The sequence below is a fragment of the Sphingomonas jeddahensis genome (assembly GCF_001981525.1).
GTDB classification, from domain to species: Bacteria; Pseudomonadota; Alphaproteobacteria; order Sphingomonadales; family Sphingomonadaceae; genus Sphingomonas; species Sphingomonas jeddahensis.
Map to the genome: position 1 here is coordinate 183,160 of NZ_MPSB01000005.1, position 13,466 is coordinate 196,625.

A 13,466-nucleotide genomic window follows, 5' to 3' on the forward strand; every position below is an offset into this window, starting at 1 on the left:
TCGCTAACCTATTTCCACCGAAAGTGGGGGAGAATTTACCAAACTTTAGCCTCGCTACCCGAAGACGGCATGAGCAGGCGGGAGTTCATCGGGGCAAATGCGCATACTTGCGATCGCATCGCAGAAAAGCGGGTCGGGCAAGACGACGCTGTCCGAGCACCTCGCCGTTCAGGCGCACCGTGTGGGCCCGTCGGCCGTCGTGCTCATGGACATCGACCCGCAAGGTTCGCGGTCCGACTGGTGGAACGAGCGCACCGACGTCTTTCCGGCCACTTTTCCCGAGGTGGAGGCGCTCGCGGCGCAACTGCCTCCATCCGTCACACAAGATCTTTCGGGGACAAAGTCATGAACATCCGTGCAATGGCCGGCCTCAGCCTTTCGGCGCTGATGCTCGGCGGAACCATGGTCGGCTGCGGCCAAGGCGGCATCTCAACCGCGAGCAGCCGCAGCGATGCCAAGCTGGCGAAGAGCGCGGCCGGCAGCGCCGAGCGCGCCGGCGAGGCGCTGGCCAAAGGCGATGCGCTGAAGGCGATCGGCTTTGCCGAGGCGGCGGTGGCGGCAATGCCGCAGAACGTCGATTATCGCGCGCTGCTGGGCGCGAGCTATCTCAAGGCTGGACGCTTTACCTCCGCCCATGATGCGTATCGCGATGTGCTCCAGCTGGCGCCGGATAACGGCAAGGCGGCGCTCAACATGGCGCTAGCGATGATCGCCCAGGGGCAGTGGGACGAGGCGCGTGCAATGCTGGCCGAGCATGAAGCGACCGTGCCAGCGGGCGACCGCGGGCTTGCCATTGCTTTGGCCGGAGACCCGGCCGGCGGCGTCGAGGTGCTGACGGCGGCGGCGCGGGCGAGCGGCGCGGATGCCAAGACGCGCCAGAACCTCGCGCTGGCGCTGGCGCTCGCGGGGCGCTGGGCAGAGGCGCGCCAGGTGGCTGGCGTGGACATGACGCCCGACGATGCCGACGCGCGGATGGTGCAATGGGCGGCGTTCGCCAAGCCGGTGGGCGCGGCGGACCAGGTTTCCGCACTGCTCGGCGTAACGCCGGTGAAGGATCCGGGGCAGCCGGTGGCGCTGGCGCTCAACGCAGCGGTGCCGGTGGCGCAGATGGCGGCGGCTGAGGTGGAAACTCCGGCCCCGACCGCGGTTGAAGCGGCGCCGGTGGCAGTTGCCGAGGCAGCGCCGGCGGCAGCGGGCGCGCCCAAGGTGGTGTTCGCTGCGCGACAGGAAGTGGTACAAGCGTTGCCTGCTGGCAGCTCGCCGGTCGCGGTTGCTGCGCGGGTGCCGGCCCCGCGGGTCGCGGCCGTTACGCCGCCGGTTGCCAGCAAGGGCAACTGGTACGTTCAGCTGGGCGCTTATGATTCGGCGGCGGTGGCGAAGGATGCTTGGGGCCGGGCGCAGCAGCGCTTTCCTGCCTTTGCCGAGCAGGTGCCGACGGGAATGGCCTTCAAATCCTTCTATCGCCTGTCGGTTGGCGGTTTTTCGCGCAGCGATGCCAATGCGATGTGCCGCGGCTATCGCGCCAAGGGCGGGGCGTGCTTCGTGCGCACCGGTGCCGGCGACCAGCCGGCAGCGTGGGTGAAGCCGTCGCGGGTGCAACTGGCGGGACGGTGAGCCGGCCTAGGCGGCCGCGCCGATCTCGCGGCCGCCCTTGAACAGGCGGAGCACGCGGCCTTGAACGGGTAGGCCGTCGAAGGGCGTGTTCCCGGCCATGCCGGGAAGCGTGTCAGCGCTGATCTGCCAGGGAGCGTCGGGATCGACCAGCATCACGTCAGCCTCGCTGCCGAGGCTAAGAGCGCCGGTGTCGATGTCGAGCAGGGCGGCGGGGTTGCGCGAGAGCAGCGCGACCAGGCGCTCCAGCGAGACGCGTTCGTCGCGGACCAGGCCGAGCGCTAGCGGGAGCAACGTGGCGGCGCCGGCGGCGCCGGCGCTGGCGTCGGCGAAGGGCAACCGCTTTTCCTCCGGCCCGCGCGGGTCGTGGCCGGAACAGAGCACGTCGATCGTGCCGTCGGCCAGCGCGGCCAGCGCGGCCTGGCGATCATCCTCCGAACGCAGCGGCGGCGAAAGATGCGCGAAGGTGCGGAAGTCGCTCATCGCATTGTCGGACAGCAGCAGATGGGCGGGGGTGATGCCGCAGGTGACGCGCACGCCGCGGCGCTTGGCGACGCGAATCAAGTCGAAACCGGCTCTCGTGGTGACCTGACGGATGTGGAGGCGCGCGTCGGCCGACTCGGCCAGCATCAGGTCGCGCGCGATCGCCAGCGGCTCGGCAAGCGCGGCGGCGGCGGGGAGGCCGAGGCGGGTGGCCGTCTCGCCCTCGGTGGCGACGGCGTCGCCTACGAGGCCGGAGTCCTCGGCATGGCTCACCACCACCAACCCGAGATCGCGGGCGTAGGCGAGGACGCGCGCCATCACACCGGTGTCGGCGATCCAGCGTCTGCCCGTCCCGACCGCGCGTGCGCCGGCCGAGGCGCAGATCGCCATTTCGGCGAGATCGGTGCCGAGAAGGCCGCGGGTGGCGGCGGCGATCGGGTGGATCCACAGATCGGGGCGGCCGATCAGCAACGAGCGCTGAACGATGCCGGGCTCGTCCAGGACGGGTGACTGATCGGGCATCAGCCCGACGCGGACGATCCCGCCAGCGCGGAACGCGGCGCGGTCGATGGCAGCAACGCCGAGGTCAACAATCGCCGGCAGCAGGAGCTTGCCGGCGCAATCGATCACGGTGGCATCGTCTGCGGCGTCGGTGATGCGGCCATCGGCGACGAACAGGTCGCCGCGGCGCTCGCCCCCCACGGGACAGACGATGCGGGCGTCGCGGAAGTGAAGCGCGTTGCTCATGCCCAGCCCTCCACGCCGCGCGCTCTTCGCGTCAGCACGTCCAGGCACGCCATTCGGACGGCGACCCCCATCTCGACCTGTTCGGTAATGGCGGAGCGATCATGGTCGGCCACGTTGGAATCGATCTCCACACCGCGATTCATTGGGCCGGGATGCATCACGAGCGCGTCGGGCTTGGCACGGGCGAGGCGATCGAGCGTGAGGCCGTAGCGCAGGTGATATTCGCGGCTGGAAGGGACGTAGCCGCCGGTCATCCGCTCTGTCTGAAGGCGGAGCATCATCACCACGTCGGCGCCGTCCAGCGCGTTGTCGAAATCAGTGAATGGGGTGACGCCCATCCGCTCGATCGCGGGAGGCATCAATGTGGAGGGCGCGCAGACGCGGACCTCGGCGGCTAGCGCGGTGAGTGCCAGGATGTTCGAGCGGGCGACTCGGCTGTGCAGCAGGTCGCCGCAGATCACCACGCGCTGGTTGTGGATCGTGCCGCGGCGGCGGCGGATCGTCAGCGCGTCCAGCAGGGCCTGGGTCGGGTGTTCGTGGCGCCCGTCACCGGCGTTAAGCACGGGGCAATCGACCTTGTCGGCGATCAGCCGCACTGCACCTGAAGACATGTGACGGATCACGATCACGTCGGCGCGCATGGCGTTGAGCGTCATGGCGGTGTCGATCAGCGTCTCGCCCTTCTTCACGCTGGATTGTGCGGCGTGCATGTTGACCACGTCTGCGCCCAGGCGCTTGCCGGCGATCTCGAAGCTCAAGAGCGTGCGGGTGCTGTTCTCGAAGAAGGCGTTGATCTGGGTGAGCCCGGCGAGCCGCTTGTCGGGTGTGGCACGGCCGCGGTTGGCGGCGATCCAGCCTTCCGCCTCGTCGAGGAGAAAGGTGATCTCGTGCGGCTGGAGACCCTCGATCCCGGTCAAGTGGCGGTGCGGGAAAACGGCGCCGCCGGGGATCTGCGACGCGGGGCGGTGGTCCGATGGTGATGGCATCGGGGGGGCGGGATAGTCCCGGCGGGTGGGGAGGGCAAGGTGCGCCCTCTGTCTGCGCTCCTACTGCGAAGCTCAGGACAGGCTTGAGCCGGGATCATACCACCCGTCACCCCGGCCTTGAGCCGGGGTCCCGCTGCCTTCTCGCCGCCCTGAAGAAGGAAGAAGCGGGACCCCGGATCAAGTCCGGGGTGACGAGGAACGCGCTACCCCTGTGTCAACGCGTCGATCGCCGCTTGCAGAATGTGCGCCGCGGCCAGCGAATCGATCCGCTCCGCGCGCTTCGCGCGGCTCATGTCCTGTTCGATCATCACACGCTCCACCGCGACGGTGGACCAGCGTTCGTCCCATAGGAGGATCGGGCCAAGGTCCGTGACGTTGCGGGCGAAGGCGCGGGTCGACTGCGAGCGCGGGCTTTCGCTACCGTCGAGGTTGAGCGGCAGGCCGAGGATGATGCCGGCGACCTGCTGCGCGGCGATCAGATCGGCCAGTGCGGCCTTATCCTGGGTGAACTTACGGCGCTTGATGAGCGGCGCCGGACTGGCGAAGGTCCAGCCGGCGTCGCACAAAGCGGTGCCGAGCGTCTTCGTGCCGAGATCGAGGCCGATCAGGCGGCCGCCGTTCGGCAGCGCCTCGCGGAACTCGGCGGCGGCGAGGGTGATCATTGTGCCGCCACCCGGCGGGCGACGTCGGCACGGACGTTGGCCCAGAACAGGCTGTAGTCATAGACGTGGTAGTTGTTGCCGGGAAGCACATAGGGGCCGACATCCGGCCCTTCGCCGATCAGCAGCAGGCCACGCTCCCCGCAGCGCGCGGGAACTCGGCCGGCCTCGATCGTGGCGGTGGCGAGGTCTTCGGCGGGGAAGAGCGTGCCGGTGTTGGCGCTGGCCGGGGCGGTCGCCCCGGGCGTGCCGGTGAGCGGGTTGGTGCAGATGAGCTGGCTGCCGCGGCGTGGTTTTCCGTCAAAGCCGGTGGAACGGTCGTAAGTGTCGATCACCAGCGACGGGTCGGCAGGTTCGGCGAAGCTTGCCCAGGACAAGATGCAGCCGCGCTGGTCGGGGCGGGTGCATTCGGGGAGGCCCATCGCGGCGAGATCGTGTTCGCGGCTGACCGGCCAGCCGACGACATAGGCGGCGACAACACGGCGGGCGAGCGGGGTGCCGGCGACCTTGTCCTTGAGCAGATGGGTCAGGTGAAGCGCGCCCTGGCTGTGGCCGGCGAGGATGATCGGGCGGGTGGGGCCGATCTGCTTTAGGAAGGCGGCAAAGGCGGTCTGGACGTCGCCGTAAGCGAGGTTGAGCGCGCGGCCTGCGTCCGCTGCGTCGGTGAGGAAGGAGCCGAAGGTTGCCTGGCGATAGCGCGGTGCCCAGATCTCGCCCGCCTCGTTGAACACACTCGCCTGGCCGCGGAGGAACAGCGCGGCGCGGTCGTTCGCTTCCTTGTCATCCAGCGGGGCGTTCCAATGGTCGCCGCTGAGGTATGACGTAGGGTGGATGAAGAAGACGGCCGGGCCGCCGGGCGTGGTGCGTGGCTGGTAGCCAGCTGGGGTCCATAGCGCGGGGTTGCCGGGCAGGTCGGGGCGGGCAAGCCACATCCCGGGATCGTCATAGGCCTGCGCGGCTGCCTTTCCCTTCGGTTCAAAGGGTCGGCCGGGCACGAAGGTCCAGCGGATGAGGTCATTGCCCCAGATGCGGTAAACCACGGCCCCGGCGATCGCGAGCGCGATGAGGAAGGCGATGACGTAGAGGAACTTGCGCGCCATGGCTGCGCGGCCTGCCCGAGTGGGCGCGCGTGCGCAACTGGCGGTGTGACGGCGGGTGGGTTAGGCGGCCGCCATCTCCATGGCCGTGGTGTCGGCGAGGCTGGTGCCGTCGAGGATGCGGGCGGTTTCGTCGCGGACGCGGGCCATCGACTTGCGGATCGCGCAGTCCGCCTCACTTTTGCAATCCTTGCACGGGCGATAGGCGGTGCGGCTGACGCAGGGGACTAGCGCCAGCGGACCCTCGATCACGCGGATGATCTCGCCGAGCGAAATGAGGTGCGATGGACGCGAGAGCATGTAGCCGCCCATCTTGCCGCGGTGGCTGTGCAGCAGGCCGGCATCGCGCAGATCGGCAAGGATCAGTTCAAGGAACTTGCGCGGGACATTCGCCTCCGTCGCGATGCGGTTCATGGGAACGGGCGGGCCGCCGGCCGGCATGGTCGCGAGAAAGATCATCGAGCGCAGGGCGTAACGGGAACGCTGGGTAAGCATGATATCCTGTTATATGCACCCGCATTATGGCCGCCGAAAGGCGCCCCTTTCAACTTTGTGACGGCCGCCCTATATCGGTGGGGCTCGCGGGGCTTGCCCCACGGCTATGGCGATAAAAGCCGGCGAAAAATAGGCACAGCGGACCCGGGGGCAGTACCCGGCGGCTCCACCATTGCCGCTGCTTTCAGCAGCCGCACTGACGGGGCCGAACCAGGATCGACGTGTGTTGAAAGGCGCTGGTCTTTGCTCGGAATGGGACCACCGTGACGGCCCATACACAAGTGCCAACGATAACGAAGCACTCGCGATTGCGGCGTAACCTGACGGCTTAACGGCCTAAGGTTACACCAAAATAGCGCGGTTGGACCCCACCGGGCAACAGAAGGGGATTCCAGCGGTACGGGGAGCACCGGGCAACAGAAGCTCCCCACCCCCTTTCATGATCTCGCTATGCCTCATCCGTTCGTCCCGAGCGAAGTCGAGGAACGGCCCCGAGCGGGGCGTGTGAGGCATGTCCCTCGACTTCGCTCGGGACGAACGGATAGGGTGCCTTGTCATTCGCACCCGCGCGCGCAAATAGGCGGCATGGCGATCACTAGCGTCCCCGGGCATCCTTCCGCTCATCGCGCGCAGATCGGCGCCTCCGTCGCCGCGCTTCTCGAAGCCGATCCGCGTTCGATAAAGCTGCCCAGCGCGTACGCCGCAGCATGGAAGCTGCCGAATTATCTCGACGTGCCGACCTGCAAGCGGCTGGTGGCGATGATCGATGCCAACCGACGACCGTCCACCTTGCTGTCGGACAGCGGCAACAGCTCGTTCCGCACTTCCGAGAGCTGCGACATGGATCGCCGCTCGGACGAGATCCGGCCGATCGACGAAGGGCTGGCGCATCTACTCGGGCTTGATCCAGCCTGGGGCGAGACGATGCAGGGTCAGCGCTACGCCCCCGGCCAGTATTTCAAGGCGCATCACGATTATTTCCACGAAGGCGAAAGCTATTGGCCGGCGATGAAGGCCAGCGGTGGGCAGCGCGTGTGGACGGCGATGATCTTCCTCAACGATGTGGAGGAGGGCGGCGCGACCTGGTTTCCGCAGGCCGGCGTGCGGGTGAAGCCCAAGCGTGGTACGCTGCTGGCGTGGAACAACATGAACCTTGACGGCAGCCCCAATACCGCAACGCTGCACGAGGGCACGGCGGTATCGGAGGGCGTGAAATATATCATTACCAAATGGTTTCGCGAGGCCCCCTGGACACCGATCGCCTGACATCATGATGCATGTATTGGGGGTCGAACGATCGATCCTGGGTCAGCCGTGGCGCTGGCGCGCGACTGCTTCGGACAATCTGTCGCTTGACGATCTGGTCACGCAATTGCTGCTCGCCCGTGGCTGTCCACGCGAGGCGCTGGACGATCATCGCACGCCCTCGATCCGCGCCTTCATGCCCGATCCGTCGATCTTCCGCGACATGGATGCTGCCGCCGAACGGCTCGCCGATGCGGTGCAGGGCGCCGAGCAGATTGCGGTGTTTGGCGATTATGACGTGGATGGCGCGACGTCGGCCGCGGTGATGATCCTGCTGCTGCGGCAGCTTGGGGTTGAGGCGCGGGTGTATATTCCCGACCGGGTGACCGAGGGCTACGGCCCGACAGCGGCAGCGATGACCCGGCTGGCGCATGAGGGCGCGTCGTTGATCGTGACCGTGGATTGCGGGGCGCAGGCGTTCGACGCGCTTGCCGCCGCGCGGGCTGCCCCGGTCGACGTGATCGTGGTGGACCATCACCAATGCGCGAGCGAACTGCCGCTGGCGCATGCGGTGGTGAATCCCAATCGGCTCGATGAGGTCGAAGGCGCGGCGCATGGCCATCTGGCGGCAGTCGGCGTTGCGTTTCTGCTCGGGGCGGCGCTGCTGCGGGTGCTGCGGCGACGCGGATATTTCGCGCTGCGCCAGGAACCGCGGCTGCTCGACCTGCTCGATCTCGTCGCGCTCGGGACGGTGGCCGACGTGGCGCAGCTGCGCGGGCTCAACCGGGCGTTCGTTGCGCAGGGCCTCAAGGTGATGGCGGGGCGGCGCAACATCGGGCTTGCCGCGCTGATCGAAGCCTCGCGGCTGACGCGCGCGCCGACGGCGACCGACCTTGGCTTTGCGCTGGGGCCGCGGATCAATGCCGGTGGGCGCGTCGGGCGGGCGGATCTTGGCGTGCGGCTGCTCACCACGCGCGATCCGGCGGAGGCGCGCGCGATCGCCGCGGAGCTCGACCAGCTCAACGAGGAACGACGCGCGATCGAGGCGGCGGTGCAGGCCGAGGCGGAAACCATGTACGCCGCCGGGCGCAGCGTGACGGTGGTGGCCGGACGCGGCTGGCACCCCGGCGTGATCGGGATCGTCGCCGGGCGGCTGAAGGAAAAGCTCGGCCAGCCGGCGATCGTCATTGCGGTGGACGAGCATGGCGTCGGCAAGGGATCGGGCCGGTCGATCACCGGCGTCGATCTGGGGCAGGCAGTGCTGGCGGCGAAGGAGGCAGGGCTGCTTGTCGCCGGCGGTGGCCATGCGATGGCGGCCGGGCTGACGATCGAAGCGGACAAGGTACCGACCTTCGCCGATTTCCTGGAGGAGCTGCTCGCCTCGCGGGTCGCCGCCGCCGTGGCGGACCGGGCGTTGCTGGTCGATTCGGTCCATGCGGCAGGCGGCGTCACGCCTGATCTGGTTACCGCGATGGAGAGCGGCGGGCCTTATGGCGTCGGCTGGCCCTCGCCGCGCGTCGCGATCGGGCCGGTGCGGCCGGTGCGCGTGGATGTGGTCGGCAACGGCCATGTCCGCGCGATCGTGGCGGGGGATGACGGACGCAGCCTGAAGGCGATGGCGTTTCGCGCCGCGGATACGCCGCTGGGCGTGGCACTGCTCGGCGCGGCCTCCCATCGCAAGTTGTGGCTCGCGGGGCGCGCCAAGATCGACGATTGGGCGCAGCGGCCCGCCGCCGAACTTCACATCGACGATGCGGCCTGGGCAGATTGATCTCTGTGGCGTTCGTGAGCCGTTCGTCCCGAGCGAGGTCGAGGGACACGGTTCAGGCAGCCAATGCCTCGACTTTGCTCGGCACGAACGGAAGATGATCTTCAGCGATTGACAGGGGCGCTTACCCCCTCTAGCTGCACCCCCCGCTGGCCCCTTCGTCTAGTGGTTAGGACGCGGCCCTTTCACGGCTGAAACACGGGTTCGAGTCCCGTAGGGGTCACCAGCACATCGCCCGCTTCGCCGACCTGGCGCCACGAAGGGCGTCAGGGGAGGATAGGATGGGGTTCGATCTCAACGGGCGCACGGCGCTCATCACAGGCGCCTCCTCTGGCCTGGGTGCGCATTTCGCGGAAATCTTTGTTGCAGCCGGGGCGCGGGTCGTGATCGGCGCGCGGCGCGTCGATCGGGTCGAGGCGCTTGCGGCGCGGCTGGGCGACAAGGCGCTGCCCGTGGCCATCGATGTGACGGACGAGGGCTCGATTGCAGCGGCTTATAATGCGGCTGAGGCGAAGTTCGGGCCGATCGATACGGTGATCGCCAATGCCGGGGTCGCCAATGGCGGGCGCACGGTTGATGTCGAGCCTGACAAGCTGCGCCAGACGATCGATACCAATTTCACCGGCGTGCTGCTGACCGCGCGCGAGGGCGCGCGGCGGATGATCGCGGCGGGATCGCGCGACAGCGGACGCGGGCGGGTCGTGCTGGTCGGCTCGATCACCGCGCATGTCACCGGCCATGGCGACAGCGCTTATGCCGCGTCCAAGGCGGCGGTGGCGCATCTCGGGCGTAACCTGGCGCGCGAATGGGTGCGCATGGGGATCAACGTCAACGTGATCCAGCCGGGCTATATCCAGACCGAGATCGCCGGCGACTGGTTTCAGAGCGAGGGCGGCGCGAAGCAGGTTGCCGGCTGGCACCGGCGGCGGTTCATGCCGATCGACGTGCTCGACCCGCAGCTTTTGTATTTCGCGTCGGATGCGAGCGCGATGGTGACGGGTTCGGTGATCGATATCGATGATGGGCAATCGTTGTAGCCACCCACCCCCGTTCGCCTGCAGTTGCCAAAGCCCGTGCCTTCCGGCGGCACCATCTCCGGTCGCCCTGAGCTTGTCGAGGGGCTGTACTCCCTTGCGAAGAAGCGCAAGGCTTCGACAAGCTCAGCCCGAATGGCAATAGCGTGTTGAAGGGGCGGACTTCGACAACTTCCGATCGCCCGGTATAGCGCACCCATGCGATCGATCGATCTGAACGCCGATCTGGGCGAAGGCTATGGCCCGTGGGCGATGGGTGACGATGCGGCAGTGTTTGCGCTTGTCAGCAGCGCCAATGTGGCGTGTGGCGGGCATGCCAGTGATCCCGAGACGATGTTCCGCACGCTGACGCTGGCGCGTGAGCGGGGCGTCAGCGTGGGCGCGCATCCGAGTTATCCCGATCTGCTCGGCTTCGGGCGGCGGCGGCTGCCGGCTTCGGCGGCGGAGATCGAGCGGTTCGTGGCGGCGCAGGTCGGCGCGCTGCTCGCGGTCGCGGCGCTGGCCGGCCATCCGGTGCGCCATGTAAAGCCACATGGGGCCCTGGCCAATGTCGCAGCGGCCGAGCGCGATGTGGCGGATGCGATCGCGCGGTCGGTGTGGGCGGTGGATCGCGAGTTGGCGGTGCTGGCGATTTCCGGGACCGAGCTGGAGCGGGCGGCACGCGATGCGGGGCTGCGGGTGTTCAGCGAAATCTATGCCGACCGCGGCTATACGCCGGCCGGGCAATTGATGCCGCGCAGCCAGCCGGGCGCGCTGATCCATGATGCGGAGGAAGCTGCGGCGCGGTTGGTGGTGTTTTTCGACAGCGGCGTGATGCCGACCGTGGATGGGGGCGGGGTGCGGCTCGCAGCGGATTCGATCTGCGTGCATGGCGACAATCCGGCCGCCGTGGCCATGGCGACCCGGGTGCGTGCGACGCTGATCGAGCAGCGGCTGACGATCGCGCCCTTCGTTGAGCGGGCATGACTGCGCCCGTTTTTCGCGCGGTTGGCGCCGGGGCGCTGCTCGCGGACTTTGGCGATGTGATCGACGAGGCGCTGTTTGCCCGGGTCGTTGCGCTGGACCGCGCGGTGGCCGCCGCGCCGCCCGTGGGGCTGGTGGAAACGGTGCCGGCCTATACCAGCCTGCTGTTCGTCTTCGACCCGTTGGTGACCGATCATGTTGCGGTGGAGGCGCATGCCGCTCGCCTGATCGCGCCGGGCGGCGATTTCACGGGCGCGCACACGCATGAGGTGCCCGTCTGCTATGAGGGAGACGCAGCGCCCGACTTGGCGGCGGTGGCCGAGTGGCTGGGCATGTCAGGGGAGGCGGTGATCGCCGCGCATTTGGCGGGCGAGTATCGCGTGTTCATGTACGGTTTCGCGCCGGGATACGCCTATCTCGGCGGTGTGCCGGAGGCGCTACACTTGCCGCGCAAGGCGGTGGCGGTGCGTGGGTATCCAGTGGGCAGCGTGATGGTGGCGGGGCCGCAATGCCTGATCACCACCTTGCCGATGCCAACGGGCTGGTGGGTGATCGGCCGCACGCCGCTGCGCGTTCTGGATGCTGGGGCGGGGCGGCCCTTCCTGTTCGAGCCGGGGGATCAAGTGCGCTTCACCCGCGTGCGTGCAGAGGCGCTGGTATGAGCGTGGCGCGGCTGCGAATCGAGACGGCGGGACCGCTGACCAGCGTACAGGATGCGGGGCGGCCGGGCTGGCGGCGCTTTGGCGTGCCGCCGTCGGGGCCGGTGGATCGGCGCGCCTTTGCGGCCGCGCTGGCGGCAACAGGCGGCAAGGAGGTGGGGATCGAGGTGTCGCTCGGCGGGCTGAGCTTCACGTGCGAGGGCGGGCCGGTGGCGATGGCGATCACCGGCGCGGCGGTCGCCTCTGTGAACGGCGTGGAGGTCGGTGGCTGGTGCGTGGTGACGCTTCAACCGGGCGCGCGCTGCCGGGTGCGCGAGAGCGGCGGGAATTGGGGCTATCTTGCCTTTGCCGGGGAGATGGACGGCGCGGCGTGGCTGGGGAGCCGATCTACGCATCTGATCGCCGGATTGGGCGCGGGGAGGCTGGAGGCGGGTGCGGCGGTGTCGATTGCCGATGCGCGGGACCGTGCTTCGGTATCGATCGCGCCGCCGCCGGAAGCCGAGCCGGTTGCAGTGGCGCGGGTGGTGCTTGGGCCGCAGCAACGATTCTTCGCTGACGAGGTGCTGGCACGGCTGACGGGAGAGCCGTTTGCTGCGAGCGCTCGCTTCGATCGCATGGGAATGGTGCTGGATGGACCGGCGTTGACGCCTCTACGTGTCGACATGCCAAGCGAGCCGGCGGTGCGCGGGGCTTTGCAGGTGGATGGCGATGGACGGGTCAGCCTGTTGACCGCGGATCACCAGACCACGGGCGGCTATCCGCGGATCGGGGCGGTGGTGGAACCGGATATCGATCGAGTGGCGCAGCTGCCGGCGGCCGCGGCACTGCGGTTCGCGGTGGTGGATGCGGGTGCGGCAGTGGCGCTGACGCGGGCGGCGGCGGCGCGAGACGCGGCATGGCTGGCGCAGGTGAGGGCCGGGTGCCGGGCGCGGGGGTCGTTGCTGACGGCGAACCTGGTGGATGGGGTGGTGGCGCCTTAGCGGAGCACTGGCGGGCGTGCGCTTCGACCGGCTCGGAGCGAATGGAATAGGGAGCGACCCTCCCGTTCGTCCCGAGCAACGTCGAGGGACATGCCACGAGCGATGCGTTCGTAGCTCACGCCTCGACTTCGCTCGGCACGAACGAGGAGGGGCCGTAAAGCCCTTCCGCGAAGCCGGGGTAAGTTACGCCGGCTTCTTCGCCACGCCGACCAGCGCCGGGCGCAGCAGGCGATCCTTGATCATCCAGCCGGATTGCATTTCCTGAACGATCGTGCCCGCTTCCGCGTCAGACGGTACTTCCAGCATCGCCTGGTGGCGGTTGGGATCGAGCGGCTGACCCATCGCTTCGATCTTGGTCAGGCCGTGGCGCTGGAAGACGTTGGTCAGCTCGCGCCCGGTCGCCTCGAGGCCAGTGACGAGGCCCTTGAACTTGTCATCCTCGCGCAGCTCCGCAGGAATCGCCGCCAATGCGCGTTCGAGATTGTCGTTCACGCTCAGCACGTCCCGCGCGAAATTGGTGGCGGCATAGGCGCGGGCGTCGGCAGCGTCCTTTTCGGCGCGACGGCGGACGTTCTGGATCTCGGCCTGGGCATACAGCGTCTGCTGCTTGGCCTCGGCGAGCTGACTTTCCAGCTCGGCCACGCGATCATGTTCCGCGACCTCGGGAGCGTCCGCGGCGGTTTCCTCGCGCAGGTCCTCAGCCGGGGTATTCGTCTCGGTGTCAGTCATCGTTTCCCTG

Annotated in this window: 14 protein-coding genes, 1 tRNA gene and 1 other RNA gene; 10 read left to right on the plus strand and 6 right to left on the minus strand. The window is 68.4% G+C overall.

Features of this window, described 5'->3' with window-relative positions:
* Window positions 1-97: 97 nt before the first annotated feature.
* Both SPHI_RS07770 and SPHI_RS07775 read left to right on the plus strand, forming a co-directional pair.
* Window positions 98-349, plus strand: coding sequence for a ParA family protein (locus SPHI_RS07770; RefSeq protein ID WP_083719887.1), 252 nt, complete (start codon window positions 98-100; stop codon window positions 347-349).
* A complete protein-coding gene (locus tag SPHI_RS07775; protein WP_076744325.1) occupies window positions 346-1,614 on the plus strand; it encodes a tetratricopeptide repeat protein in 1,269 nt (422 codons plus the stop codon). Before SPHI_RS07770 ends, SPHI_RS07775 begins: the two co-directional genes overlap by 4 nt.
* Window positions 1,615-1,620: 6 nt before the next feature.
* Here the strand turns inward: SPHI_RS07775 and SPHI_RS07780 are convergent, their stop codons facing one another.
* The 5 genes from SPHI_RS07780 to SPHI_RS07800 form a co-directional block, all read right to left on the minus strand.
* Complete coding sequence (locus SPHI_RS07780) at window positions 1,621-2,841, minus strand: dihydroorotase (protein ID WP_076744326.1); 1,221 nt, start codon at window positions 2,839-2,841, stop codon at window positions 1,621-1,623.
* Window positions 2,838-3,827, minus strand: a complete 990-nt coding sequence (locus SPHI_RS07785; RefSeq protein WP_076744327.1) for an aspartate carbamoyltransferase catalytic subunit — start codon at window positions 3,825-3,827, stop codon at window positions 2,838-2,840. The genes SPHI_RS07780 and SPHI_RS07785 overlap by 4 nt, the downstream gene beginning before the upstream one ends.
* A 203-nt stretch (window positions 3,828-4,030) precedes the next feature.
* Window positions 4,031-4,489, minus strand: a complete 459-nt coding sequence (gene ruvX, locus SPHI_RS07790) for a Holliday junction resolvase RuvX (RefSeq protein WP_076744328.1) — start codon at window positions 4,487-4,489, stop codon at window positions 4,031-4,033.
* On the minus strand, window positions 4,486-5,586 hold the full coding sequence (locus SPHI_RS07795; protein ID WP_076744329.1) for a DUF3089 domain-containing protein: 1,101 nt from the start codon (window positions 5,584-5,586) through the stop codon (window positions 4,486-4,488). Before SPHI_RS07795 ends, ruvX begins: the two co-directional genes overlap by 4 nt.
* A 60-nt stretch (window positions 5,587-5,646) precedes the next feature.
* On the minus strand, window positions 5,647-6,078 hold the full coding sequence (locus SPHI_RS07800) for an RrF2 family transcriptional regulator (protein WP_076744330.1): 432 nt from the start codon (window positions 6,076-6,078) through the stop codon (window positions 5,647-5,649).
* 43 nt (window positions 6,079-6,121) lie between these two features.
* Here SPHI_RS07800 and ssrA point away from each other — a divergent pair.
* The 8 genes from ssrA (at window position 6,122) to SPHI_RS07840 (ending at window position 12,727) form a co-directional block, all read left to right on the plus strand.
* Window positions 6,122-6,472: a transfer-messenger RNA gene (ssrA, locus tag SPHI_RS07805) on the plus strand.
* Window positions 6,473-6,663: 191 nt separating this feature from the next.
* Window positions 6,664-7,344 (plus strand): prolyl hydroxylase family protein, encoded by a 681-nt coding sequence (locus SPHI_RS07810; RefSeq protein WP_076744331.1) that lies wholly within the window; start codon window positions 6,664-6,666, stop codon window positions 7,342-7,344.
* Window positions 7,345-7,348: 4 nt separating this feature from the next.
* On the plus strand, window positions 7,349-9,094 hold the full coding sequence (recJ, locus tag SPHI_RS07815) for a single-stranded-DNA-specific exonuclease RecJ (RefSeq protein ID WP_076744332.1): 1,746 nt from the start codon (window positions 7,349-7,351) through the stop codon (window positions 9,092-9,094).
* A gap of 148 nt (window positions 9,095-9,242) precedes the next feature.
* A tRNA-Glu gene (locus SPHI_RS07820) sits at window positions 9,243-9,317 on the plus strand.
* Window positions 9,318-9,372: 55 nt separating this feature from the next.
* Complete coding sequence (locus tag SPHI_RS07825; RefSeq protein ID WP_076744333.1) at window positions 9,373-10,128, plus strand: SDR family NAD(P)-dependent oxidoreductase; 756 nt, start codon at window positions 9,373-9,375, stop codon at window positions 10,126-10,128.
* Between the two features lie 195 nt (window positions 10,129-10,323).
* Window positions 10,324-11,091: a LamB/YcsF family protein gene (locus tag SPHI_RS07830; RefSeq protein WP_076744334.1), complete on the plus strand. Its 768-nt coding sequence runs from the start codon at window positions 10,324-10,326 to the stop codon at window positions 11,089-11,091.
* The gene (locus tag SPHI_RS07835) at window positions 11,088-11,750 is read left to right on the plus strand and encodes a 5-oxoprolinase subunit B family protein (protein WP_076744335.1); all 663 of its coding nucleotides are present in this window, start codon (window positions 11,088-11,090) and stop codon (window positions 11,748-11,750) included. Before SPHI_RS07830 ends, SPHI_RS07835 begins: the two co-directional genes overlap by 4 nt.
* The gene (locus SPHI_RS07840) at window positions 11,747-12,727 is read left to right on the plus strand and encodes a 5-oxoprolinase subunit C family protein (RefSeq protein WP_076744336.1); all 981 of its coding nucleotides are present in this window, start codon (window positions 11,747-11,749) and stop codon (window positions 12,725-12,727) included. The genes SPHI_RS07835 and SPHI_RS07840 overlap by 4 nt, the downstream gene beginning before the upstream one ends.
* Window positions 12,728-12,910: 183 nt before the next feature.
* On the opposite strand, the gene grpE is transcribed toward SPHI_RS07840, so the two are convergent.
* The gene (gene grpE, locus SPHI_RS07845; RefSeq protein ID WP_076744337.1) at window positions 12,911-13,456 is read right to left on the minus strand and encodes a nucleotide exchange factor GrpE; all 546 of its coding nucleotides are present in this window, start codon (window positions 13,454-13,456) and stop codon (window positions 12,911-12,913) included.
* Between the last annotated feature and the right edge of the window lie 10 nt (window positions 13,457-13,466).

Coding starts and splice junctions, on each gene's coding strand:
- recJ (WP_076744332.1), top strand. CDS start 7,349: ATGATGCATGTATTGGGGGTCGAACGATCGATCCTGGGTCAGCCGTGG.
- SPHI_RS07800 (WP_076744330.1), bottom strand. CDS start 6,078: ATGCTTACCCAGCGTTCCCGTTACGCCCTGCGCTCGATGATCTTTCTC.
- SPHI_RS07775 (WP_076744325.1), top strand. CDS start 346: ATGAACATCCGTGCAATGGCCGGCCTCAGCCTTTCGGCGCTGATGCTC.
- SPHI_RS07785 (WP_076744327.1), bottom strand. CDS start 3,827: ATGCCATCACCATCGGACCACCGCCCCGCGTCGCAGATCCCCGGCGGC.
- SPHI_RS07770 (WP_083719887.1), top strand. CDS start 98: ATGCGCATACTTGCGATCGCATCGCAGAAAAGCGGGTCGGGCAAGACG.
- SPHI_RS07810 (WP_076744331.1), top strand. CDS start 6,664: ATGGCGATCACTAGCGTCCCCGGGCATCCTTCCGCTCATCGCGCGCAG.
- SPHI_RS07835 (WP_076744335.1), top strand. CDS start 11,088: ATGACTGCGCCCGTTTTTCGCGCGGTTGGCGCCGGGGCGCTGCTCGCG.
- SPHI_RS07795 (WP_076744329.1), bottom strand. CDS start 5,586: ATGGCGCGCAAGTTCCTCTACGTCATCGCCTTCCTCATCGCGCTCGCG.
- SPHI_RS07780 (WP_076744326.1), bottom strand. CDS start 2,841: ATGAGCAACGCGCTTCACTTCCGCGACGCCCGCATCGTCTGTCCCGTG.
- SPHI_RS07840 (WP_076744336.1), top strand. CDS start 11,747: ATGAGCGTGGCGCGGCTGCGAATCGAGACGGCGGGACCGCTGACCAGC.
- SPHI_RS07825 (WP_076744333.1), top strand. CDS start 9,373: ATGGGGTTCGATCTCAACGGGCGCACGGCGCTCATCACAGGCGCCTCC.
- SPHI_RS07830 (WP_076744334.1), top strand. CDS start 10,324: ATGCGATCGATCGATCTGAACGCCGATCTGGGCGAAGGCTATGGCCCG.
- grpE (WP_076744337.1), bottom strand. CDS start 13,456: ATGACTGACACCGAGACGAATACCCCGGCTGAGGACCTGCGCGAGGAA.
- ruvX (WP_076744328.1), bottom strand. CDS start 4,489: ATGATCACCCTCGCCGCCGCCGAGTTCCGCGAGGCGCTGCCGAACGGC.